Source organism: Janthinobacterium violaceinigrum (genome assembly GCF_009208555.1).
GTDB classification, from domain to species: Bacteria; Pseudomonadota; Gammaproteobacteria; order Burkholderiales; family Burkholderiaceae_D; genus Janthinobacterium; species Janthinobacterium violaceinigrum.
Genome location: NZ_WFLI01000007.1, coordinates 27544 through 51565 on the forward strand (window position 1 = coordinate 27544; position 24022 = coordinate 51565).

The 24022-nt window shown below is 60.7% G+C and carries 22 protein-coding genes and 1 tRNA gene; 17 read left to right on the forward strand and 6 right to left on the reverse strand.

The genetic code is table 11. From position 1 onward, the window contains the following. Positions 1–162 precede the first annotated feature (162 nt). Positions 163–813, reverse strand: coding sequence for a TetR/AcrR family transcriptional regulator (locus tag GCN75_RS07995; protein WP_152282088.1), 651 nt, complete (start codon positions 811–813; stop codon positions 163–165). A 553-nt stretch (positions 814–1366) separates the two neighbouring features. On the opposite strand from GCN75_RS07995, the gene GCN75_RS08000 reads away from it, so the two are divergent. Continuing rightward, on the forward strand, positions 1367–2236 hold the full coding sequence (locus tag GCN75_RS08000) for a head GIN domain-containing protein (RefSeq protein ID WP_152282089.1): 870 nt from the start codon (positions 1367–1369) through the stop codon (positions 2234–2236). Positions 2237–2308: 72 nt separating this feature from the next. After that, complete coding sequence (locus GCN75_RS08005) at positions 2309–2584, forward strand: YkgJ family cysteine cluster protein (RefSeq protein WP_152282090.1); 276 nt, start codon at positions 2309–2311, stop codon at positions 2582–2584. Between the two features lie 23 nt (positions 2585–2607). Here the strand turns inward: GCN75_RS08005 and GCN75_RS08010 are convergent, their stop codons facing one another. Then, the gene (locus tag GCN75_RS08010; protein ID WP_152282091.1) at positions 2608–2856 is read right to left on the reverse strand and encodes a hypothetical protein; all 249 of its coding nucleotides are present in this window, start codon (positions 2854–2856) and stop codon (positions 2608–2610) included. A 147-nt stretch (positions 2857–3003) separates the two neighbouring features. Here GCN75_RS08010 and GCN75_RS08015 point away from each other — a divergent pair, with 147 nt between their 5' ends. The 5 genes from GCN75_RS08015 (at position 3004) to GCN75_RS08035 (ending at position 8270) form a co-directional block, all read left to right on the forward strand. After that, complete coding sequence (locus GCN75_RS08015; RefSeq protein WP_152254888.1) at positions 3004–3777, forward strand: DeoR/GlpR family DNA-binding transcription regulator; 774 nt, start codon at positions 3004–3006, stop codon at positions 3775–3777. A 33-nt stretch (positions 3778–3810) separates the two neighbouring features. Beyond that, positions 3811–4959 (forward strand): MFS transporter, encoded by a 1149-nt coding sequence (locus GCN75_RS08020; RefSeq protein WP_152282092.1) that lies wholly within the window; start codon positions 3811–3813, stop codon positions 4957–4959. A 156-nt stretch (positions 4960–5115) separates the two neighbouring features. Continuing rightward, the gene (locus GCN75_RS08025; protein WP_152282093.1) at positions 5116–5961 is read left to right on the forward strand and encodes an undecaprenyl-diphosphate phosphatase; all 846 of its coding nucleotides are present in this window, start codon (positions 5116–5118) and stop codon (positions 5959–5961) included. A gap of 6 nt (positions 5962–5967) precedes the next feature. Then, positions 5968–7791 carry a DNA helicase RecQ gene (gene recQ / locus GCN75_RS08030; RefSeq protein WP_152282094.1) on the forward strand — a complete coding sequence of 608 codons (1824 nt, stop codon included), beginning with the start codon at positions 5968–5970 and terminating at the stop codon, positions 7789–7791. Beyond that, on the forward strand, positions 7791–8270 hold the full coding sequence (locus GCN75_RS08035) for a hypothetical protein (protein WP_152282095.1): 480 nt from the start codon (positions 7791–7793) through the stop codon (positions 8268–8270). The genes recQ and GCN75_RS08035 overlap by 1 nt, the downstream gene beginning before the upstream one ends. A 35-nt stretch (positions 8271–8305) precedes the next feature. On the opposite strand, the gene GCN75_RS08040 is transcribed toward GCN75_RS08035, so the two are convergent. Beyond that, complete coding sequence (locus GCN75_RS08040; protein WP_152282096.1) at positions 8306–11083, reverse strand: M16 family metallopeptidase; 2778 nt, start codon at positions 11081–11083, stop codon at positions 8306–8308. Between the two features lie 174 nt (positions 11084–11257). Between GCN75_RS08040 and GCN75_RS08045 the strand changes: the two genes are divergently transcribed. After that, the gene (locus tag GCN75_RS08045; protein WP_152282097.1) at positions 11258–12235 is read left to right on the forward strand and encodes a LysR family transcriptional regulator; all 978 of its coding nucleotides are present in this window, start codon (positions 11258–11260) and stop codon (positions 12233–12235) included. Between the two features lie 216 nt (positions 12236–12451). Continuing rightward, positions 12452–13738, forward strand: a complete 1287-nt coding sequence (locus tag GCN75_RS08050; RefSeq protein ID WP_131373381.1) for a Glu/Leu/Phe/Val family dehydrogenase — start codon at positions 12452–12454, stop codon at positions 13736–13738. A gap of 175 nt (positions 13739–13913) precedes the next feature. On the opposite strand, the gene galE is transcribed toward GCN75_RS08050, so the two are convergent. The 3 genes from galE to GCN75_RS08065 all read right to left on the reverse strand — a co-directional run bounded on the left by galE (position 13914) and on the right by GCN75_RS08065 (position 15929). Then, a complete protein-coding gene (galE, locus tag GCN75_RS08055) occupies positions 13914–14933 on the reverse strand; it encodes a UDP-glucose 4-epimerase GalE (protein WP_152282098.1) in 1020 nt (339 codons plus the stop codon). A 149-nt stretch (positions 14934–15082) separates the two neighbouring features. Further along, positions 15083–15763, reverse strand: a complete 681-nt coding sequence (gene trmB / locus GCN75_RS08060; protein WP_152254880.1) for a tRNA (guanosine(46)-N7)-methyltransferase TrmB — start codon at positions 15761–15763, stop codon at positions 15083–15085. Between the two features lie 92 nt (positions 15764–15855). Then, positions 15856–15929: transfer RNA gene (locus GCN75_RS08065), tRNA-Gly, on the reverse strand. A 299-nt stretch (positions 15930–16228) separates the two neighbouring features. Here GCN75_RS08065 and GCN75_RS08070 point away from each other — a divergent pair. The 8 genes from GCN75_RS08070 to rfbD all read left to right on the forward strand — a co-directional run bounded on the left by GCN75_RS08070 (position 16229) and on the right by rfbD (position 23917). Continuing rightward, complete coding sequence (locus tag GCN75_RS08070) at positions 16229–16471, forward strand: hypothetical protein (protein WP_152282099.1); 243 nt, start codon at positions 16229–16231, stop codon at positions 16469–16471. Between the two features lie 307 nt (positions 16472–16778). Further along, positions 16779–17135 carry a diacylglycerol kinase gene (locus tag GCN75_RS08075; RefSeq protein WP_152282100.1) on the forward strand — a complete coding sequence of 119 codons (357 nt, stop codon included), beginning with the start codon at positions 16779–16781 and terminating at the stop codon, positions 17133–17135. A gap of 264 nt (positions 17136–17399) precedes the next feature. After that, positions 17400–18818 carry a mannose-1-phosphate guanylyltransferase/mannose-6-phosphate isomerase gene (locus GCN75_RS08080; RefSeq protein ID WP_152282101.1) on the forward strand — a complete coding sequence of 473 codons (1419 nt, stop codon included), beginning with the start codon at positions 17400–17402 and terminating at the stop codon, positions 18816–18818. Between the two features lie 71 nt (positions 18819–18889). Further along, on the forward strand, positions 18890–20353 hold the full coding sequence (wbaP, locus tag GCN75_RS08085) for an undecaprenyl-phosphate galactose phosphotransferase WbaP (protein WP_152282102.1): 1464 nt from the start codon (positions 18890–18892) through the stop codon (positions 20351–20353). 110 nt (positions 20354–20463) lie between these two features. Then, entirely contained in the window at positions 20464–21543 is a 1080-nt protein-coding gene (gene rfbB, locus GCN75_RS08090; protein ID WP_152282103.1) for a dTDP-glucose 4,6-dehydratase, read from the forward strand. Next, positions 21543–22436, forward strand: coding sequence for a glucose-1-phosphate thymidylyltransferase RfbA (gene rfbA, locus GCN75_RS08095; RefSeq protein ID WP_152282104.1), 894 nt, complete (start codon positions 21543–21545; stop codon positions 22434–22436). The genes rfbB and rfbA overlap by 1 nt, the downstream gene beginning before the upstream one ends. A gap of 22 nt (positions 22437–22458) precedes the next feature. After that, positions 22459–23004, forward strand: a complete 546-nt coding sequence (rfbC, locus tag GCN75_RS08100) for a dTDP-4-dehydrorhamnose 3,5-epimerase (protein WP_152282105.1) — start codon at positions 22459–22461, stop codon at positions 23002–23004. 40 nt (positions 23005–23044) lie between these two features. After that, positions 23045–23917: a dTDP-4-dehydrorhamnose reductase gene (rfbD, locus tag GCN75_RS08105; protein WP_152282106.1), complete on the forward strand. Its 873-nt coding sequence runs from the start codon at positions 23045–23047 to the stop codon at positions 23915–23917. Positions 23918–24022 lie beyond the last annotated feature (105 nt).

The following is a 24022-nucleotide window of genomic DNA, read 5'->3' on the forward strand; positions in this document are numbered from 1 at the left end:
TCGGTAAGTGAAGTAATAATCCGCCATTTTATCGTTGAACTGGCTGAAAGCACATGTTAACCATAAAGGCGGGGAATGGAGGAAATTTGCGACGATCTGCAGATTTGGGGGGGCGAACCTTGGAAAAGGGGCAACTGAACGGTATTGGCCGGACCCGGCGCATCAGCTTTTCCCGGGCGCCTCCACCTGCAGGCTGCGCAAGCTCATGTCGATAAAGGCATCCATGTAGGCCAGCGGATCGATGTTCTTGACCTCGCACGGCAGGAAGGAGTGCGTCCACATCATGAGCATGGTGACGGGCGCGCTGAGGATGGTGCTGATCAGCACGGGATCGACCTGGCGGAATTCGCCCCGCTGCATGCCCCGTTCCAGCAGGCTGACAATCAGCGCATTGCCGCGCGTGACCACCTCTTCGTTGTAAAACTGCGCCAGTTCGGGGAAATTGTTCGCTTCGGCCAGCATCAGCTTGGTCAAGCCGGCCAGCTTGGTGGCACCGAACTCTTCCCACCATTGCATCATCACCTTGCGCAACAACTCGGCGCTGCTGCTGTCCGAGGCGGCCATGCTGTCTTCCGCCTCGCCGATCGATTGCACGATATTGTCGCGCACCACGGCCTTGAACAGCTCTTGTTTATTCTCAAAGTACAGGTACAGGGTGCCTTTCGACACGCCGGCCCGCTTGGCCACATCCTCCAGGCGCGTCGACGCGAAACCCCGTTCGACAAACAGGTCGAGGGCGGCGGCGAGCAATTCCTGCGGGCGGGCATCCTTGCGCCGCTCCCAGCGGGGCTTGGTATCAATCGGGGCTTGCATGTATCATTCCAAGTAACTTACTTTTGAGTCATTAATAGTAGACCTGTCTACAGGTCAGGTCAAGCGCTGGCCGCCGGCGCAATGCTGGACATGTTGCCGTACAACACAAGCATTGTACCCTCAGCACCGGGGCCATCCGCGTGGCGGCCCCCTGCCTGCTCCCGGCGCGGCAATCTGCATGAGGGCATGCCGGATTTCAAACGCCTAATGCATGCAATCTTGCACCGGCACCCATACGGCTCATAGTATACCAACGCGTCAGCCTGCCCGACGATGGTGCGCTACGCCGGCATGCAGCATCGCGCCAGGGATTGTCCACCAATGTGCTGCACACGGACGACGATCTTAGCCGGGCCCCGACGCGCCAGCGCCCATTCCCGGCGCGGCCCAGGGCGGGGCAAAATGCAGTTCATTCCGTGTTTTACGCAGTTCGTCGCATTTCCATTCAGGCCACTTCGCCGCTTTGCTATCTTGTCATCGACAGCACGGCAGCCGCGGCGCGGCAGCCGGCTTTTTTCTTGTCCCGAACTAAAACAATCATAAAGGAAACACCATGCGTACCTTGCTGGCCCTGTGCTGTGCCGTTGCCCTTGGCGGTTGCGCCATCGTCATCAACCCCAACGATGGCGAAGTACGCCATGCCGACTCGGGCGGCAATGCCATCCAGGGCAACGAGCAAGTGAGCCGCGACGTACGCCAGGTCAGCACCATCACCGCGCTCGACATCGACAGCATGAAGCGCATCGATATGAAGATCGACGTGCGCGTGGGCCCGGCAACATCGCTGGTGATCGAAGCGGACAGCAATCTGCAGCCGCGCATCCACAGCGAAGTGAGCGGCAACACCCTGCGCATCTGGAGCGATGCGAACATTCGCAGCAGCAATGGCATCCACGTCATCTACACGACGCCGCAATTGAGGAAGATCAATATCTCCGGCTCCGGCCGCCTGGTGGCCAGCGGTTTCAATGGCGAGGATTTCAGCCTGGAACAGCGCGGTTCGATGAAGAGCGAACTGTCGGGGACTGTCGGACGCTTCGACGTGGCCAACAACGGCTCGGGCAGCATCAACGCGGCAGCCCTCGTCAGCGGCAACACGGACGCGGTGCAGAACGGCTCGGGCAGCATCCAGGTGGGCAGCGTGCGCGGCGAACGCATCAACGTGGCGGTCAACGGCTCGGGCAACATCAGCGCCAGCGGCACCGTGCAGCGCCTCGACGCCAACGTGAATGGCTCCGGTGACATCAACCTGGCCGCCCTGCGCAGCGACGTTGCCTATCTGGCAAGCAACGGTTCCGGCGACATCGATGTCACCGTGCAAAATGAAGTCAATGCCCGCGCCAGCGGTTCCGGCCGCATCACCGTGCATGGCGATCCTGCCCGCCGCACCCTGTCGGGCAAGCGCGTCAGCATCGTGCGCTAGGCGCGCTGCCCGCAACGCGCGGGGGCCGGCTTGCTATACTGTCGGCCCCTGATCCTTTTCCAGCCCACCGCCATGCCATCCCCCGCCGCTACCCTGGCATGCCGCCCATCCTGCGGCGCCTGCTGCACCGCACCGTCCATCACCAGCCCGATTCCCGGCATGCCGGATGGAAAACCGGCAGGCGTGCGCTGCGTGCAGCTGGCCGACGACAACCGCTGCCGGATCTTTGGCAAGCCGGAACGGCCCGCGTTTTGCGGCGGCTTGCAGCCGTCCGAGGACATGTGCGGCAGCAGCCGCGAACATGCCATCGGCTGGCTGGCGGAGCTGGAACGGCTGACGGCGCCCTGAACGCCGGCGCCAGCCTTCCCCCTCTAGCGGCCATCCTCGGCGGCGGCCGATGCGTCCTCCGCATCGCGCAGGCGCTTGTATTCCAGCAGCATGGCCAGGCCCAGATAGATCAGCAGCAGGGACAGGGAGTCGCGCGCGTCGCCCCAGTCCAGCGCGCTGTGGCGCATCCAGTGCATGACATTTAAAAACGATACGGCAGCCAGCATTCCCCATGCATGGCGGCGCAGGGCACGGCCCAGCACGGTGGTCAGCAACGATGTATGTAACAGCACGGTGTTCCTTTACCCAGTCTATTTTTTACAACACTAACAGAAATTATGTCTTTCTGGCAATTATCGACCAGCGACGACATCCGGCTTGACTCTGATTGCACGTTTGCGTATATTCATGCACATTCCTGCACGTTTCAAGATGACTCCATGTCCGCCACCCTGCTTCTCAAACAACGCCATGCGCTGATCCAGCAACAATTACAGGCCGACGGCCGCGTGCTGGCGCTGGATCTGGCGCGCCAGCTCGACGTGTCGGAAGACACGATACGGCGCGACCTGCGCGAGATGGCGGCAGCCGGCCTGTGCCAGCGCGTGTATGGCGGCGCCCTGCCGCTGGCGCCCGATGCCGGCTCCACCTTGAGCCAGCGCAAGCAGGAAGCGCCGGAACGCAAGGCGCGCCTGGCGCAAGCTGCCGTGTCGCTCGTGCGCGCAGGGCAAGTGCTGTTTCTCGATGCAGGCTCAACCAACCTGGCCATCGCCAGCGCCTTGCCCGAGTTAGCGCTCACTGTCATCACCAATGCCCCATCCATTGCCATGCTGCTGATGGAACGCCCGGAAATCGAGCTGATCATGGCTGGCGGCAGGGTCGACCGCCGTGCCGGCGCCAGCCTGGGCCCGCAGGCCTTGCGCACGGTCGAGCGCATGCATCCCGACCTGTGTTTCCTCGGTGCCTGCGGCGCCGATGCGGAGGCGGGCGTGACGGCGTTCAACTACGACGAGGCCGAATTCAAGCGCAGCATCGCCGGCGCCAGCAAGGCGGTGGTCGTGGCCGTCACCAGCGACAAGCTGGGCACGGCCGCGCCCTTCGGCGTGCTGGCCACGGGCTTGCTGCAGCACCTGGTGCTGGAAGCCGATGCCGATGCCGCCCATGCGGCCGCCTTTGAACGGCAGGGCGTACAGGTTTTGCGCGCCCGCGCCTGACTTTATCCATCCCGACTCTTGAAAAGCTCCCCCATGCAACTCACCGGTACCCTGCAACAACGCGCCACGCGCCTGGTCTTTTTCGCTGCCGGCCTCGGCATGGCCGCCTGGGCCCCGCTGGTTCCCTACGCCAAGTCGCGCCTGGGCCTGGACGAGGCGACCCTCGGCATTTTGCTGCTGTGCCTGGGCGCCGGCTCGCTGTGCGCCATGCCGTTTACGGGCATGCTGGCGGCCCGCTTCGGCTGCCGCAAGGTCATCGTCTGCGCCGGCCTGCTGCTGACCGCCATCCTGCCCGGCCTGGCGCTGGCGGCCACGCCGCTGCAGCTGGGCCTGGTGCTGCTGGTGTTCGGCGCGGCCATGGGCACATTTGACGTCGCCATCAACATCCAGGCCGTGATCATTGAAAAAGCCAATGGCGGCGCCATGATGTCGGGCTTTCATGCGCTGTTCAGCGTGGGCGGCTTTGCCGGCGCCGCCTGCATGGCCCTGCTGCTGTGGCTGGGCCTGACGCCGGCCTGGTCCTGCGTGGTCGTGATGCTGCTGCTGTGCGGCGTACTGGGCGCGGCGCAAGGCCATCTGCTGCCGACGGCGTCCAGTTCGGGCGAAAAGACGCCGCTGTTCGTCATGCCGCACGGCGCCGTCATCTTCATCGGCCTGCTGTGCTTTATCGTCTTCCTGGCCGAAGGCGCCATCCTCGACTGGAGCGCCCTCTTCCTCACCACCACGCGCGGCGTGGAGGAAACCAAGGGCGGCCTCGGCTACGCCGCCTTTGCCATCGCCATGACGGTGGGCCGTTTCACGGGCGACAAGGTGGTCAGCCGCTTTGGCGGCAAGCGTGTGCTTACTTTTGGCGGCCTGTGCGCAGCAGCAGGCTTCTTCCTGGCCGTGCTGGCGCCGCACGCCAGCCTGGCCATGCTTGGCTTCGTGCTGATTGGCCTGGGCGCGGCCAATATCGTGCCCATCCTGTTCACGGCGGCAGGCAGCCAGCATGCCATGCCGGCCAGCCTGGCGGTAGCGGCCATCACCACCATCGGCTACGCGGGCATCCTGGCTGGCCCGGCCGTGATCGGCTTTGTCGCCCACGCCACCAGCCTGAACATCGCCTTTGCCATGCTGGGCGCCGCCCTGCTGCTGGTAGCGGCCAGCGCGCGCCTGGTGGCGCCGGCAAAACAAGTATCCTGATCCCTTCTCCTGCCTGTCGGACGGCGCTAAAAAAGCGCCGCCCGACTGCGCCCAAATAAGGTCCGCGGGCCTGCGGCATGGTAAGCTTCGACCCCGCGCACATTGCTGGCGCCACGCGGTCATCCCATCCTGTCACTTATACCCGTTTATACATCTATGGATCTCATTCTTGCGTTAAAAGCCATCATCATGGGGCTGGTCGAAGGTTTTACCGAATTCTTGCCGATTTCGTCCACGGGACACCTGATCCTGGCCGGCAGCCTGCTCGACTTTACCAAGGATGTCTCGAAAGAGGTCATGGATGTCTTCGAGATCGCCATCCAGGCCGGTGCCATCCTGGCCGTCTGCTGGGAATACCGCCAGCGCATCGGCAGCGTGCTGTCCACCTTCAGCACCGAAGTCAAGTCGCGCAAGTTCGTGCTGAACGTGGCCATCGCCTTCATTCCGCTGGCCGTCATCGGCCTGGCTATCGGCAAGATGATCAAGCATGCGCTGTTCAAGCCCGTGCCCGTGGCCATGGCCTTCATCATCGGGGGCATCATCATCTTGCTGGTGGAGCGCCGCGCGCGCACCAATCCCGTCACCGTACGCGTCAACTCGGTCGACGAGATGACGCCGTTCGACGCCTTGAAAGTGGGCTGCGCGCAGGCATTCGCGCTGATCCCCGGCACCAGCCGTTCCGGTTCGACCATCATCGGCGGCATGCTGCTGGGCCTGTCGCGCAAGACGGCCACCGAATTCTCGTTCTTCCTGGCCATCCCGACCCTGCTGGCGGCTACCTTCTATTCGCTGTACAAAGCGCGCGACATCCTGTCGGCCACCGACGTGCCCCTGTTTGGCGTGGGCACCGTGGCCGCCTTCATCTCCGCCTTCCTGTGCGTGCGCTGGCTGCTGCGCTACATCAGCTCGCACGACTTCACGTTTTTTGCCTGGTACCGCATCGTGTTTGGCTTGCTGGTCCTGGCCAGCGCCCACTACGGCTGGGTTGTTTGGGCAGAATAAGGCACTATGAATCAAGATCTTAACCAGCGCGCGCTGCACCTGCTGCAAACCGTTTTCGGCTATCCGGCCTTCCGTGGCCAGCAAGCCGATATCGTCGACCACGTCAGCCATGGCGGCGACGCGCTGGTGCTGATGCCTACGGGCGGCGGCAAATCGCTGTGCTACCAGATTCCCGCCCTGCTGCGCGATGGCGTGGGCGTCGTCGTCTCGCCGCTGATCGCACTGATGCAGGACCAGGTGGATGCGCTGGAGGAAGTCGGCGTGCGCGCCGCCTTCCTCAATTCCACGCAGACCTACGAAGAAGCGAGCCGCATCGAGCGCCTGGTGCGCACGGGCGGCATCGACGTCGTCTACGTGGCGCCCGAGCGCCTGATGACGCAGCGCTGCCTGGACCTTTTCCAGGCCTCGAAGATCTCGCTGTTCGCCATCGACGAGGCGCATTGCGTGGCCCAGTGGGGCCACGACTTCCGCCCCGAATACATCAAGCTGTCGGTGCTGCACGAGCAGTTCCCGGACGTGCCGCGCATCGCGCTCACCGCCACCGCCGATCCGCAGACGCGCGCCGAAATCGCCCTGCGCCTGCAGCTGGAAGACGCGCGCCAGTTCGTCTCGTCCTTCGACCGCCCGAACATCCGCTACCAGATCGTGGAAAAGGCGAATGGCCGCAAGCAGCTGCTCGACTTCATCAACACGGAACACGCGGGCGACTGCGGCATCGTGTACTGCCTGTCGCGCAAAAAAGTCGAAGAGACGGCGGAATTCCTGAACCAGAGCGGCATCCGCGCCCTGCCCTACCACGCGGGCATGGAGTACGCGAAACGCAGCGCCAACCAGGCGCGCTTCCTGCGCGAAGAAAATATCGTCATGGTCGCCACCATCGCCTTCGGCATGGGCATCGACAAGCCCGACGTGCGCTTCGTCGCGCATCTGGATCTGCCGAAAAGCATCGAGGGCTATTACCAGGAAACGGGGCGCGCGGGCCGCGACGGCATGGCCGCCAACGCGTGGATGGCGTACGGCTTGCAGGACGTGGTGCTGCAGCGGCGCATGATCGACGAATCGGAAGCGGACGACACTTTCAAGCGCGTGCTTGGCGTGAAACTCGACGCCATGCTGGGCCTGTGCGAAACGCTCAGCTGCCGCCGCATGCGATTGCTCGAATACTTCGGCGAACCGGCTTCGCCGTGCGGCAATTGCGACACCTGCCTGGTGCCACCAATCTCGTTCGACGGCACCGTGCCCGTGCAAAAACTGCTGTCGGCCATCTACCGCGTCGACCAGCGCTTCGCCGGCGGCCACGTGATCGACGTGCTGCGCGGCGTGGAGTCCGAACGCATCAAGACCTGGCACCACGACTCGCTGTCCGTGTTCGGCATCGGCTCGGACCTGGGCGAAGCGGAATGGAAGTCGATTTTACGCCAGGCCATCGCGCTAGGTCTCGTCTCGGTCGACCATGAACAATACAGCTCGCTGAAATTGACGGACGCCTCGCGCCCCGTGCTCAAGGGCGGCCAGAAGGTGCAGCTGCGCCAGTACCAGAAACCGGTGAAAACCACCAAGCGCAGCACCAGCGTGGCGAAGGGTTATGTCGAGACGGACCTGTCGACCAGCGAACAGGCCATCTTCGACAAGCTGCGCTGGTGGCGCGTGGAGACGGCGCGCACGCACAACGTGCCGGCCTACGTGATTTTTGTCGACGCCACCCTGCGCGAAATCGCCAAGGCCAAGCCCACCTCGCTCGAGCAGATGCGCGGCGTGAGCGGCGTGGGCGAGAAAAAACTGGCCTCGTACGGCGACGAAATCGTCGCCATGATTCTGGAGATGATTTGATGGAAGATTTGATGGAAGCACTCTCGTCCGACCTGATCTATCAGGCCGTGAAAATTCTCGGCGCCCAGCCCGACGCCGAAGACGCGGTGGAAGCGCAAGTACGGTTACTGGTGCAGGACGATCTCACCGTGCGCCGCCTGGCCGACGTGGTGCCGGAAGCCTTCGGCCTGGTGCTGGCGTCGCACCTTCCCGGCGCCGAAAACATGACCCTGCCCCATACCTTCTGCGCCCAGGACGAGGACGGCGAGTGGGTGGAATTCCCCATGCGCCGCGAGCCGATCTTTGTCGTCGCCGCGGATATCGCCCAGCATACCTTCCACAACGGCCCGCGCGCGCTGATACAAAACCTGGCCAGCCGCAGCTCCTTGCTGTCGGCCATCAACAAAGCCTTGAACGCGGGCGGCTCGCTCGAAGGCACGACCCTGGGCCCACCGTCCTTCTTCGGCCTGCCGGCAGCGCTGTACCAGCCGGCACAATGAAAAACGGCGCCTGCGGGCGCCGTTTTCACACTTATTTATTTTGCCCCCGGCATGCCGTCGGCATCGAGCACCATCACCTCGCCCCAACCCAGTTCCCGCACGCCTGCTTCGATCTTGCGCAGGTCGCCGACCACCACCCACACCAGTTCATCGGGCTGCACGAACTTGCCCCCCGCCCGGGCCAGCTGCGCCGCATCGAGCTGGCGCATCCTGGTCGAATAATTGGACCAGTAGGCATCGGGCAAGCCCAGGTTCAAGCTGGTCAAGGCGGCTGAATCAAGCGCCGCCAGGGTTTCGAAGCGGCCCGCCAGGCGCGAATGCATATTGCGCATGATGCTGTCGAACTCCTCGCCCTGCACCGGGCGTTCGCCGGCCACGCCGCGGATCTCCTTCGCCACCTCCTGCATCGCTTCGCGGGTTTTATCCGTCTGCACGGGCGCCAGCACCAGGAAGGCGCGCTGGCCGCGCGGGTTCGTCAGCTGTCCGCTGGTGCCGTAGCTCCAGTGCTTGTCCAGGCGCAGGTTGCGGTTCAGGCGCGACGTCGCCATGCCGCCGAAGTTCTGCATCAACGGCTCCGCCGCCAGGTCTTCCGGCTGTCCCTGCACTTGCGACAGGTGCGCGGCGACGATGGTCGATTGCGGCGCATCGGGTTTGTCGATCAGGAAGACGCGCTTGCCCGCCGTGCGGCCAGGTGCAGCCACCGCCTTGGCCGGCGCACTGCCCCCCTGCCAGCTGCCGAACGATGCTTCCAGCGCCGGCATCAGCTGCGCCAGGGTGGTATCTCCGCTGACGACAATGGTGGCGCTGCCCGGCTTGAACCAGGTGGCGTGCCATTGCGCCATGTCGGTGCGCGTCAGGCCTTGCACGCTGTCGGCATAGCCCGAAACAGGCCGCCCGTACGCATGCTCCTTGCCATACAGGATGGCGGGCACGATGCGCATGGCCAGGCTGCTCGGCTGGGCTTTTTCCTGGCCGATCTGCGCCAGGCGGCGCTGCTTCTGCTGCGCAAACGAAGACTCGTCAAACGCCGGGCGCAGGGCTGCATCGGCCATCAGCGCCAGCGATGGCGCCAGGTTGCCCGCCGTCGATTGCAGGCGCAGCAGGGACAGGTCGGCCAGCGAACTGCTGGACAGGTTGGCGCCCAGCGACTCGAGCGCGTCGGATAACTGGAAGGCATTGCGCGTGCGCGTGCCCTTGTCGAGCAAATCCATGGCCAGCGACGCGGCGCCCGCCTTGGCGGCGCTATCCGAGGCGCTGCCCGCGTCGAGCGCCAGCGTCACGTTGACGATGGGCGCCGTGTGCCGCTGCAGCAGCACGACCTTCACGCCATTTTTCAGCTGCGCGCGCTCGATGGCGGGAAAGGCCACGTCGGGCGGCGTGCCGAGGGCCGGCAGCAGCTTGCGGTCCAGCGTCGATTTTTCCGCGCTCAGCTGCGCGAAGGGTTTCACCGTCATGGTATGGCTATTGGCATTGAGCCAGGCCGCACCGCTGCGCCGCACCTGTTCCGGCGTGACCCTGGCCGCCGCTTCCAGCTGGTCCAGATAGGCTTCCGGCGTAGCGCCAAAGGTGGCGTTTTCGGCCAGCAAATTGGCACGGCGCCCAAGGCGTTCATTGGCCCGCGCGACCGCCGCGAAGCCGCGCGTCTTGGCGCGCGACAGCTCGTCCATCGTCGGTCCGTCCTTGAGCAACTGCTGCAATACCTGGTCCATTTCGCGCTCGGCATCGGCCGGTGCCACACCCGGCTTGACGGTGACGACGATCTGGAACGCACCGGCCAGCTCATTGTCAGCCACGCCTGCGCTGACCGACGTGGCCAGGCCCTTTTCATACACCAGGCGGCGGTCCAGGCGCGCGCTTTTCGAACCGGCCAGCACATCGGCGAACAGCGACAAGGCAGGGATCGACGGATCGCCAAAGGCTGGCGCATGGTAGCTGCGGTAGATACGCGCCTGCGGCACGCGGTCTTCCATCTCGCTGCGGATATTGCTGTCCAGGCGCGGGATCCAGCTCTGCGTGCGCGGCAGCGGCGGACCGGGCGGAATCGCGCCGAAATACTGCGTCACCAGCGCCAGCGCGCGTTCCGGCGTGATGTCGCCAGCCAGCGCGATGACGGCGTTATTCGGGCCATAGTAGGTGCGGTACCACTGCTTGATGTCGTCCAGCGATGCGGCGTTCAAATCGTCCATGCTGCCGATCGTCGACCACGAATACGGATGCGAGTACGGATACATCTGCGCGCTGATTTCATCCCAGACGCGGCCATACGGCTGGTTCTCGCCCTGGCGTTTTTCATTCTGCACCACGCCCCGCTCGCGTTCGAGCATCTCTTTCGAGATGTAGTTGCCCAGGTAGCCCATGCGGTCGGACTCCAGATACAGGGTGCGTTCCAGCGCCGACACAGGCACGTCTTCATAGAAGTTGGTGCGGTCGCCGTTCGTCGTACCGTTGCGGTTATTCGCGCCCAGGTCGTCCATCGCTTCGCGGAAGCCGTGCGGATAATTTTCCGAGCCGTTGAAGAAGAAGTGTTCGAACAGGTGCGCAAAGCCCGTCTTGCCGCGCTGCTCGTTGCGCGAACCCACGTGGTACCACAGGTTCACGGCGACCACGGGCACGCTGTGATCCTCGTGCACGATCAGGGTCAGGCCATTTTTGAGCACGAATTTCTGCTGCTTGAGCGCGAAGGCACTGCGCTGGAACGGCGCCTGGGCGGCCGGCGCCGTTGTGGCGGATGCGGCCGGCGTGGCGGCATGCAGGGGGACGGCCATTTGCGCGACGGCGGAAAGGACCAGGGATATCAACAATTTCTGTTTCATTGAATACCTTGAAAAAGGGACTTCGCATGGAAACGCGCAGCACGCAATGGCCGCAGGCGTCAGGTATTCTGCCAGAGATTGCGATGGCAAATGACTATTTATTGCAATTTAGAAATCTCCTCCGGGCTTGCCGCCGCCCTTTGCATTTGGCGTTAAAAACGGTACGATCCTGCGATGGAAACCAAATGGCTGGAAGACTTCATTTCGCTCGCTGAAACGCATAATTTCAGCCGTTCCGCGGCCCTGCGCCACGTCACCCAGCCGGCATTCTCGCGGCGCATCCAGTCGCTGGAAAACTGGCTCGGCATCGATCTGGTCGACCGCACCTCGTACCCCACGCGCCTGACGCCGGCCGGCGCCGTGTTTTACGAGCAGGCGCTGGAAATGCTGGGACAGATCAATGGCGTGCGCGCGCTGTTGCGCGGCAAGCGCGCGGCCACGCAGACGAGCGTCGATTTCGCCGTGCCCCACACCCTGTCGCTGACCTTCATGCCGAAGTGGCTGACGGCCCTGGAAGAAGGTTTTGCGCCGATCAACAGCCGCTTGATGGCCCTGAACGTGCACGACGCCGTGCTGCAGCTGGTCGACGGCGGCTGCGACCTGCTGCTGTGCTATCACCATCCGCGCCAGCCGGTGCAGCTGGACCCGGGCCGCTACGACATGCTGGTGATGGGCCGCGAAACCCTGCGCGCGTATGCGCGCTGCGGCCAGGACAAGGTGCCGGACTTCGTCCTGCCGGGCAGCGCCAAGGAGCCGCTGCCCTTCCTCTCCTACACCAGCAACGCCTACCTGGGACGCATGGTGGAACTGCTGGTGGCCGACGCCAAGGTGCCCCTGTTCCTCGATACCTGCTACGAGACGGACATGGCCGAGGGCTTGAAAATGATGGCGCTGGAAGGACGCGGCATCGCCTTCCTGCCCGAATCGGCCGTCATGCGCGACGTCAAATACAAGCACCTGGCGCGCGCCGACGGCGGCGCGCCAGGCTGGGAAATCGAGCTGGAGATCCGCCTGTACCGCGAACGCCCATCGAGCCTGCGTCCCGGCAAGCAGATCGTCGAAAGCCTGTGGCAATACCTGGTGCAGTCGCAGGACGGCAAGACCCGCATGGGCAAGCGCCGCAAACGCGCCTCCGGAACCGCGCCATCCTGACTGGCAATCCTGGCAACACAACTATGCATTAAATGCATAACCGGATGCGCACAAAGCATTGGCCGGGGCATGAGGCTATCGCCTACGATGCGGTTCCGCTGCGCGCAGCCTTCAGGTGCGCCTACCACAGCATTTTTGAACGCCAGAAAAATTCATCGCGATGCTCTGCGGATTTTTCGGCGTTACACCACCGTTTTGTCCAGGAGCTTATCAAGCATGACCAGCAAGCACGCACTTCCTTCCTACCTCAATTCCGAAGATCTGGGCCCATGGGGCGTCTACCTCGAGCAGATCGACCGCGTTACGCCGTACCTGGGCAACCTGTCGCGCTGGGTGGAAACGCTGAAGCGTCCAAAGCGCATCCTGACGGTCGACGTGCCTATCGAGCGCGATGACGGCACCATTGCCCACTACGAAGGCTACCGCGTGCAGCACAACCTGTCGCGCGGCCCGGGCAAGGGCGGCGTGCGCTTCCACCAGGACGTGACCCTGTCGGAAGTGATGGCCCTGTCGGCCTGGATGACGGTCAAGAATGCAGCCGTCAACGTGCCATACGGCGGCGCCAAGGGCGGTATCCGTGTCGATCCGAAGACCCTGTCGCGCAACGAACTGCAACGCCTGACCCGCCGCTACACGAGCGAGATCAGCATGATCATCGGACCGAACAAGGATATCCCGGCGCCGGACGTCAACACGAATGAACAAGTCATGGCGTGGATGATGGACAGCTACGCCATGATCGGCGGCAATATGTCGACCGGCGTGGTGACGGGTAAGCCAATTTCGCTGGGCGGCAGCCTGGGTCGCCGCGATGCGACGGGCCGCGGCGTGTTCGTCGTCGGTTGCGATGCGGCCGCCAAGGTCGGCATGTCGCTCGAAGGCGCGAAAGTCATCGTGCAAGGTTTCGGCAATGTGGGCGGCGTCGCTGCCCGCATGTTCGCTGAAGCCGGCTCGAAAGTGGTGGCGGTACAGGACCACAAGACCACCGTCGTGCATTCCGGCGGCTTGAACATCCCGCAACTGCTGGCACACGTGGCCGAAGTGGGCAGCGTCGAAGGCTTCCCGGGCGCCGAGGCATTCGTGCCACGCGAAGATTTCTGGGGCATCGATTGCGACATCCTGATCCCGGCCGCACTGGAACAGCAGATCACCGCAGAACGCGCACAAGTCATCCGCGCCAAGATCATCCTGGAAGGCGCCAATGGCCCGACCCTGCCGGCAGCGGACGACATCCTGACCGACCGCGGCGTGCTGATCGTGCCGGACGTGCTGGCCAACGCCGGCGGCGTGACCGTCAGCTACTTCGAGTGGGCGCAGAACTTCTCGAGCTTCTTCTGGACGGAAGAAGAGATCAACAGCCGCCTGACCCGCATCATGCGCGAAGCGTTCGACGCCGTATGGCAAGTGTCGCAAGAGAAGAAAGTGTCGATGCGTACCGCCACCTTCATCCTGGCATGCACGCGCGTGCTGCAAGCCCGCGAAGTGCGCGGCCTGTACCCTTAATGGCTGCCTGAGAAAATGCCTGGGGCGTTGTTGCTTCGCCTCGCCGTACTCGCGTACTGTCTTCGGCTTTGCGCCTAGCCCCAGACATTTTTCAGGCGCCATTGGTTTGCTAGCGCTCTAAAAAAATCCCGCCACACTGATGTGTGAGCGGGATTTTTTGTATCCGAGGACTTTTTTACGCCGCGTAACCTTGCGGGTTCTGGTGCTGCCAGCGCCAGTGGTCGCGGCACATGTCCTCGATGTTTTTCTGCGCTTGCCAGCCCAGCAGTTCCTTCGCCTTGTCGGCCGAGGCGTAGCAGCTGGCGATGTCGCCGGGGCGGCGCGGCACGACGTCATACGGCACGGCGCGGCCGCTGGCGGCTTCGAAGGCGCGCACGGTATCGAGCACACTGTAGCCGTGGCCCGTGCCCAGGTTGACGGTAAAACCGCCCTCGGTGGAAAACAGGCGGTTCAACGCCGCCACATGGCCCAGCGCCAGGTCGACCACGTGGATATAGTCACGCACGCCCGTGCCGTCCGGCGTAGCGTAGTCGTTGCCGAAGACGGCCAGGCGCTCGCGGCGGCCCACTGCCACCTGGGCGATGAACGGCATCAAATTGTTCGGAATACCGGCAGGATCTTCACCGATCAGGCCGCTGACATGTGCACCGACCGGATTGAAGTAGCGCAACACACCTACTTGCCATTGCGCATCAGCATGCACGAGATCGGCCAGGATCTGTTCGACCATCAGCTTGCTGCGGCCGTATGGGTTGGTCACGGACAGGCGCGACGTTTCCAGGATGGGCAAGGCTTCCGGGTCGCCATACACGGTGGCCGACGAGCTGAACACAAAACGCTTCACGTTCGCCGCCGCCAGCACTTCCAGCAGCGCCACGGTACCCGTCACATTATTGTCCATGTACATCAACGGCTGGGCCACGGATTCGCCCACCGCCTTCAGACCTGCGAAATGGATCACCGCGTCGATGGCGTGCTCGCGCAGGACGGCGGCCATGGCCGCGCGGTCGCGCACGTCCGCCTCGTAGAAGGGCACACTTTTGCCCGAGATGCGCTCCACGCGCGCCATCGCTTCGCGCGCGCTATTGCACAGATTATCCACCGCCACCACATCAAAGCCGGCAGCCAGCAATTCGACGCACGTATGCGAACCGATGAAACCGGATGCGCCGGTCACGAGTATTTTCTTGGACATAATATTGCTCAATGCAAAAAAGATAAGACTACCGTAATTCCCCCGCCTTGCCTAGCTGGCGCACGCTAGCGCGCGCGTTAAAAAAGCCTGCGGCGTCGCCGCGGCAGGCTTGTTCTCGAGCAAACGGCACGGTGGGAAAACCGCCCAATTTACTTCTTGATGAATACCAGATCCCACACGCCATGGCCCAGCTTCAAGCCACGGTTTTCAAACTTGGTCAGCGGACGGTACGCCGGCTGCGGCGCATACCCCTCGGCGCTATTGCGCAACTGCGGCTCGGCGCCCAGCACTTCCAGCATTTGCACTGCGTAATCTTCCCAGTCGGTGGCGCAATGCAGATAGCCACCCGGCGCCAGGCGATCGGTCAATTGCTTGACGAATGGCGACTGGATCAGACGGCGTTTGTTGTGGCGCGCCTTGTGCCACGGATCGGGGAAGAACACGTGGATGCCGGCCAGCGAATTGGCAGGAATCATGTGCGTCAGCACTTCCACGGCATCGTGCTGCAGCAGGCGCAGATTCGTCAGCGACTCTTCGCCGATCAGCTTCAACAGGCTGCCAACGCCCGGCGTATGCACTTCGACGCCGATGAAATCCTTCTCCGGCATGGCTTTGGCGATATGCGCCGTCGTCGCCCCCATGCCGAAACCGATTTCCAGGATGACCGGCGCCTTGCGGCCGAACACCTGCTCGAAGTCCATCGGCTCCTTAGCGAAAGGCAACAGGAACTGCGGTCCCAGGGTCTCGAGCGCGCGCGCCTGCGCGACAGACAGGCGTCCCGCGCGGGTCACGAAGCTGCGGATGCGGTGTTCGGTCGGATCGTACATCATCGGCCGCGCCGGGCCGTTTGCTGGGGTATCAGAAGACATGGGAATGGAGAAATAAGTGGCCGCGCCGCATAAAGTCAGGCGTCAGCGAAAAATGGAGCGGGTGAAGGGAATCGAACCCTCGTCGTAAGCTTGGGAAGCTTCTGCTCTACCATTGAGCTACACCCGCGAAGCCTGCATTTTACGCGGGATGGCAAGCACTTGGCAAACTTGTGGATCGCTTTCGCATGCATCAGCAATTCCCGCGATATGTAACAAAAAACATGGGCTGCCACTCTGGCAAGGTATCTTTTTTGTTGATAGAGAACAACATCTCAGACTGCCAGACGCGCTGAATGACCGGGTATGTAGCAAAATTAGATTAAATTATTGTCGCCACGCACTGTGTGGCGCAGACTAGCAAGAGAAATGTTGCTACAATCGTGTGACAGTTTAGCATTCCCACTGTTCAACCTAAAAGGATATCCCATGAAGAAAATTCTGATCGCTTCGGCAATCCTGTGCTTCGCTTCCGCACAAGCCATGGCTCAATCGACGCCAGCCCCTGCACCAGCTGCAGCCGCACCAGCTGCTGGCGCCGCTGCCGGTACCACTGTTGCCGGCCTGAGCGTCAGCACCATGATCGCAATCGGTGCAGCAGTTGCCGTTGTGGCCGGTGCAGCAAGCTCGGATTCGACCACCGCGCACACGACCCCAAGCCACGCCAAGTAAACTGTCGATGCCTTTGGCACCGACAGACAGGGCCACACCTGCGAGCGACATCAAGTGCAACGCTGGCTTGGCCCCATGAGAAGTGGCCTTGGCAAACGCCATGCCATTTCTCAATAAAAGCCCATTTTCATTTTCTTGAAAACGGGCTTTTTACTTTTTTCTTCAGTGATACGCACGCTCTTTTACTCCAGTCTCTCAAACGCCTGGCACCAGGCCATCACCACGCGCGCGGGCAATACTCAGCTGTTTTGAGGAAAAATGCCTTCCATCATGTGCGTGAGATGCCCGGCTTAATCATGTAAAGTTGATGAAAAACCAGCCTTTCTACAAGCGTATGGGATTTGCCCTGCAAGGCCTGGACGCCGCCTTCCGCATGGAATCGAGCTTTCGCCTGCAATGCCTCGCCGCCTGCGCGGTTCTTCTCGTGCTTGCCTGGAGCCGGCCAGCCATGCTCTGGTGGGCTTTGCTATTGCTCAATTGTGGAATGGTCCTCGCTGCAGAATTATTCAACACCGCCCTTGAACACTTGATCGACCACGTCCATCCATCCCTTCATCCCAGCATCAAGATCGCCAAGGATTGCGCCGCAGGAGCCGTGTTCATTCTTAGTATCAGTGCCCTATGCACATTTGTTGCTTTTTTGGTGGAAATGGTTTCTAACTAGGCGGAATTCCTGCTTGGCAAATTACAATAGGTCCAGGCCTTAACCAGCTCCCACTCCCCAAACCGGGATGCCAGCAAAAGAAAAACAAGGATTGCTATAAATCATTAGAATATTGTCCTTTCGAAATATTTACTAGCTGGCAAAAAAGCTGCATTCCGCCTTGCGGTCCAGGACTGGCACATAAGACATCTAAACACTTTGTGGACGACAGGAGCCAGAATGCTCATCCATTAAGGCTGTTTTAAATTTTAAATTGATGCATACATGAATACACCCATCGTACCCGTGATTCTTTGCGGCGGTTCCGGCACACGCCTGTGGCCACTGTCGCGTGAAGCATTTCCCAAGCAATTCCTGCGCCTGTCCGGCAAGGAAAGCATGTTGCAGCAAACACTGCAGCGACTGGATGGACTACCGGGTCTGGTCACGCCACTTCTGGTCTGCAATGAGTCGGCGCGCTTCATCGTTGCCGAGCAACTCCATGAAATTGGCATGGAACATGCTCGCTTGCTGCTCGAGCCGATACGCCGCAATACGGCGCCAGCCATCGCCAGCGCCGCTTTGCAGGCGATGGAAAATGGCGATGATCCTGTCCTGCTGGTACTGCCTTCCGACCATGTCATTCTCGACACACACGCGTTCCACCATGCCATAGCACTGGCGCGTCATGCCGCGGAGGAAGGAGGCCTGCTCACCTTCGGCATCACGCCGACAGGAGCCGATACGGGATATGGCTATATCCGCGCAGAAGCCGCTGCCAGCGGCCAGGTCCAGCGCATTCTTGAATTCGTCGAAAAGCCAGCATTGGCGCAAGCCGAGGAATATATCGCCAGCGGCGACTACTTCTGGAACAGTGGCATGTTCCTGTTCCGTGCCAGCCGCTACCTGGAAGAGCTCAAACGTTTCCAGCCAGCCGTCGTGACCGCTTGCCGCGCTGCCATCGCTGGCGCAAAAAGCGACCTCGACTTCATTCGCCTGGACAAGGATGCCTACGCGGCCAGCCCCGATATCGCCGTCGACTACGCCGTCATGGAACGCACCAGCCATGCTGCGACAGTCACCCTCGATGCGGGGTGGAATGATATCGGTTCCTGGAAAGCCGTACTCGACGTAGCGCAAAAGGATGCCGATAACAATCGCGCCAATGGCGATGTGCTGATCCAGGATTGTAACGATTGCCTGGTGCATGGCACCAGCCGCCTGGTCACTGCCATCGGCATGCGCAATACCATTATCGTGGAAACCCCCGATGCCGTACTGGTCATGGATGCGGCGCAGGCACAGCAAACGAAAGCCATGGTCGCACAGTTGATCGCCAGGGAGCGTCCCGAGGCCGCCATGCACCGTGAAGTCTTCCGTCCGTGGGGTTCATATGATTCTATCGGCAATGGCGACCGCTTCCAGGTCAAGCGGATTACCGTCAAGCCTGGCGCCAAGCTGTCATTGCAAATGCATCACCACCGCGCCGAGCACTGGATCGTGGTATCCGGTACGGCCCAGATCACGAATGGCGACAAGGAATATTTGCTGACCGAAAACCAGTCCACCTATATCCCCCTCGGCGTCGTCCATTCCTTGGCCAACCCAGGCAAGCTACCGTTGGAATTGATTGAAATTCAATCGGGTAGTTATCTTGGAGAAGACGATATTGTCCGCTTTGAAGACCGTTACGGCCGCGTATGACCTTTCAGTCATGCCCCCCAAGCGCATCACCAGCAATTCACACAGAAGTTTATAAGGTTTAGCAAGTCACCATGAAACCAATCGAAGGCATCTTTGTACAAGAAGTGAAATGGTATTGCAGCAGTAGGGCAGAAAAATATTTTCTTACCTTTGCCGATGCACTTGCCATGCTCATGGCATTCTGGCTCGCGGGCCAATGGACCCAGGATACCAGCGACTTGAACAGCTTGGGGCTGGATAGCTCACGCATGCTCAGCTACGGCCTGCTCTCGTTCGTCACCCTGGCTCTTTTCAAATTGAAGGGCCATCATGCCAAGCGCCGTCCCTACTCCAATGAAATCAAGGAGATCCTGAAAATCACCATGGTCATGGGCTTGATCGACGCGGCGCTGGTATTCCTCGACAGGCGTGACTCCTCGCGCGAGGCACTACTGGCCACCTGGCTGCTGCTCCCATGCTGTGTCTTGCTGCTGCGCGGCCTCGTCAAATACCTGCTGATGAAAGCTGGCGGTTGGATACGCCCGATGGTCATCATCGGTTGGGGTGACAATGCCTTGCAAACTGCGCGCGCCTTCGATGAAGAAGCCTTGATGGGTTATCGCCTGATGGCCTTCCTGATTCCTGAAGGCCAGGAGCGCTTCGACCATCACTATATCAACCGCAATAAACAGAGCGTGCCGTGTATCCCGCTTGGCAACAGTCCAGAACAGACACTCAAGCTGCTTGGAGACCCCCACGCTGTGGTGGCTCTGGAGCAAGGTGGCATCGACGCTTATCAGGGCATGATCCAACAGATCAGCCGTTGCGTTGCCAATATGCAAGTAGTACCGGCCGTACGCGGCTTGCCCCTGTACGGCATGGAGGTCAACCATTTCTTTACGCATGAAGTGCTGCTGCTGACCATGCGCAACAACCTGGCGCGGCCAGGCCTGCAACTGATCAAGCGCTGCTTTGACCTGACCGCTTCGATCGGCGTGCTGATCGTCGGCGCTCCCATTCTGCTGTGGATCGCCGCCAAGGTCATGGCATCGGGCCGTCCCGTCTTCTATGGCCACAAACGCGTAGGACAGAATGGCAAACATTTCCTGTGCTACAAATTCCGCACCATGGCCGTGAACGCCGACGTCTTGCTCAAGGAGTTACTGGAGCGCGATCCTGAAGCCCGTGCCGAATGGGAGCGCGATTTCAAACTGAAAAACGACCCGCGCATCACCTCGATCGGCCACTTCCTGCGCCGTACCAGTCTCGATGAATTGCCGCAGCTATGGAATGTATTAAAGGGCGAAATGAGCCTGGTGGGCCCTCGCCCCGTTGTCGATGCCGAACTGGAACGCTATGGCAACCAGATCGACTATTATCTTGAGGCAAAACCGGGGGTCACTGGCCTATGGCAAGTGAGCGGCAGGAATGACGTCAGTTATGACACCCGCGTCTATCTCGACGCCTGGTATGTCAAGAACTGGTCTTTATTCAATGACATTGTCATCCTGCTGAAAACGGTTAAAGTCATTTTCAAGAAAGATGGCGCGTATTAACGAGCAAATGATATTTTAACAATTGCTCTCTCAGAATATTTCTCACGTCGCTTTAAAACAAGTAGAAAAGTGGAGCGTTGTGACGATATTCAAGTAAAAAGGATAACAGCATGATTTTAGTAACTGGCGGTGCCGGCTTCATCGGCTCCAACTTTGTAAGAGACTGGCTGGCGCTCAACGATGAGCCCGTGATCAATTTTGACAAGCTGACCTATGCTGGCAATCTCAGCAATCTGGCCAGCCTGGAGGAAGACCCGCGGCATATCTTTGTGCGTGGCGATATTTGCGATACCGCGCATATCTCGCGCCTGCTGGCAGAACACCGGCCACGCGCCATCGTGCATTTTGCCGCGGAAAGCCATGTCGACCGCTCGATCCATAGCCCCGGCGAATTCATTTCGACCAACGTCAACGGCACCTTCAGCCTGCTGGAAGCGGCACGCGCCTATTGGAGCGGCTTGACGGGCGAGGCCAAGGACAGCTTCCGCTTCCTGCACGTCTCGACCGACGAAGTCTATGGCACCCTGGGGCCGAATGATCCGCCGTTCACGGAAACGACGCCATATGCGCCAAACAGCCCCTACTCGGCATCGAAAGCGGCGTCCGATCATCTGGTGCGCGCGTATTTCCATACGTACGGCATGCCCGTGCTGACCACCAACTGCTCGAACAACTATGGCTCCTTCCATTTCCCGGAAAAACTGATTCCACTCATCATCAGCAATGCCCGCGCCGGCAAGGCCTTGCCTATCTATGGCGATGGCATGCAGGTGCGCGACTGGCTGTACGTGGGCGACCATTGCTCGGCGATTCGCCGCGTCCTGGAAGCGGGACGTCTGGGCGAGGTCTACAACGTGGGCGGCTGGAATGAAATGGCCAACCTGGAAGTCGTGCATACCCTGTGCGACATCCTCGATATGCTGGACCCGAAGGCATCGGGCAGCTATCGCGAGCAAATCACTTATGTGCAGGATCGCCCTGGCCATGACCGCCGCTATGCCATCGACGCGCGCAAGATCGAGCGCGAACTGGGCTGGAAACCGGCCGAAACCTTCGCCAGCGGCATCCGCAAGACGGTCCAGTGGTATCTGGATAACCAGGCCTGGGTACACGATGTCCAGTCGGGCGACTACCTGAAGTGGGTAGAGAAGAACTACGCGACGCGCGACACGGCCCAGGAGCAGCAATAATGGGAACCGGCATCGAACGCAAGGGCATCATCCTGGCCGGCGGCTCCGGCACGCGCCTGTATCCCGTCACCATGGCCGTATCGAAGCAGCTGTTGCCCGTGTATGACAAGCCGATGATCTACTATCCGCTGACCACCCTGATGCTGGCCGGCATACGCGACATCCTGATCATTTCCACGCCACAAGATACGCCGCGCTTCCAGGAATTGCTGGGCGACGGCAGCCAGTGGGGCATCAAGCTCAGCTACGCCGTGCAACCAACCCCGGACGGTCTGGCACAAGCGTTCATCATTGGCAAAGAGTTTGTCGGCGATGCGCCATCAGCACTGATCTTGGGCGACAACATCTATTACGGTCACGACTTTGAAACGCAACTGCGCGCGGCCTCCGCACGCACCAGCGGCTCGACCGTATTCGCCTATCACGTGCACGATCCGGAACGCTATGGCGTGGTCGATTTCGATGAACAGCGGCGCGCCATCAGCATCGAGGAAAAACCGCTCAAGCCTAAATCGAACTATGCCGTCACGGGCCTGTATTTCTACGATAACCAGGTATGCGATATCGCTGCCGGCATCGCCCCGTCCCCGCGCGGCGAACTGGAAATCACCGACGTGAATCGCACCTATCTGGAGCGGGGACAGCTGAACGTCGAACTGATGGGCCGCGGCATGGCCTGGCTCGATACGGGCACGCATGAATCCTTGCTCGAAGCGGGCCAATTCATCGCCACCATCGAAAATCGCCAGGGCTTAAAAGTTGCCTGCCCAGAAGAAATCGCCTATCGCCGCGGCTACATCGACGCAGCCAAGCTTGATGCATTGGCGCAACCCTTGAAAAAGAATGCCTACGGCCAATACCTGCTGCGTCTGCTCGAAGAAAAAATATACTAAAGCCTGAATGGCTCATCACACCATGCAAATTCAAACCACCGCCATACCTGATGTCCTGATTCTCGAGCCCACTGTATTCGGTGATGATCGTGGCTTTTTTTATGAAAGCTTTAACCAGAAACGTTTCGCCGAGCTGACCGGCCTCACACGCGACTTCGTGCAAGACAATCATTCCAAGTCGGCCAAAGGCGTGTTGCGCGGCTTGCACTATCAAATCCAGCAGCCGCAAGGCAAGCTGGTGCGTGTGACTGCGGGCGAAGTCTTCGACGTTGCCGTCGACCTACGCAAAAGCTCGCCTACGTTCGGCCACTGGGTAGGCGTGACCTTATCAGCGGCCAACAAACGCCAGTTGTGGATACCGGAAGGCTTTGCGCACGGCTTCGTGGTCACCAGCGACTGCGCCGAGTTCCTGTACAAGACGACTGACTATTGGGCACCGGAGTTCGAACGCAGCATTCTGTGGAGTGATCCGGCGATCGGCATCGATTGGCCTTTGGATGGCGAACCGCTGCTGTCCGGCAAAGACAAAGTGGGCACCTTGCTGGCCAACGCCGACGTTTTCGCCTGACCGTTACCAACCAATCTGCTAAACCGGAAAAAACTATTTCATGAGCCGTATTTTAATCACAGGAAAAACCGGCCAGGTCGGTTACGAACTCGAACGCAGCCTGCAGGGCCTGGGCGAGATCATTGCCGTAGACCGCAGCCAGATGGACCTGGCCGACCTGGACCAGGTGCGCGACGTCATCCGTCGCGTGAAACCGACGCTGATCGTCAACCCTGCGGCCTACACAGCAGTGGACAAGGCAGAGAGCGAACCGGACTTGGCACTGCGCATTAATGGCGAGGCGCCCGCTGTCATGGCGGAAGAGGCAAAGAAACTGGGCGCTGCAATGATTCATTACAGCACTGATTATGTCTTTGACGGAACGAAAGAGGGCCCCTACTTCGAAACCGATCCGACCTGCCCTGTGAATATGTATGGCAGCAGCAAGCTGGCCGGCGAACAGGCCATCCAGGCGGCAGGCATCCCGCACCTGATCCTGCGTACCAGCTGGGTTTACAGCACCCATGGCAAGAACTTTCTGCTGACCATGCTTCGTCTGGCACAGGAGCGTGAAGAACTGAGCATCGTTTCCGACCAGTTCGGCGCACCAACGTGGAGCCGTACCATTGCTGATACCACGGCGCATATCGTGGCGCAAAGCCTGGCGACAACTGACAGGGCGGCGTGGTGGAACGAGCGTTCCGGTCTATATCATTTGACGGCACAAGGCCGTACCAGCTGGTTTGGCTTTACCGAGGCGATCATGGACCATGCCTCCGTACACAAAAAACCTAAACTGAAAGCGATTTTGGCAAAAGATTATCCGGTGCCCGCCCGGCGTCCCAACAATTCAGTATTGTCTTCACAACGCCTGCAGCAGACCTTTTGTGGCTTGCCACAGTGGCAAGCAGCCTTGAAACTATGCCAGGAGTGACCGGTGCATATTCGGGAGTATTGCGGATAACAATAACCGACTTTCTATATTGTTAATCCTTGAAATTTCAACAGTTAAAAAAATCCACATTGAAGAATATAAATA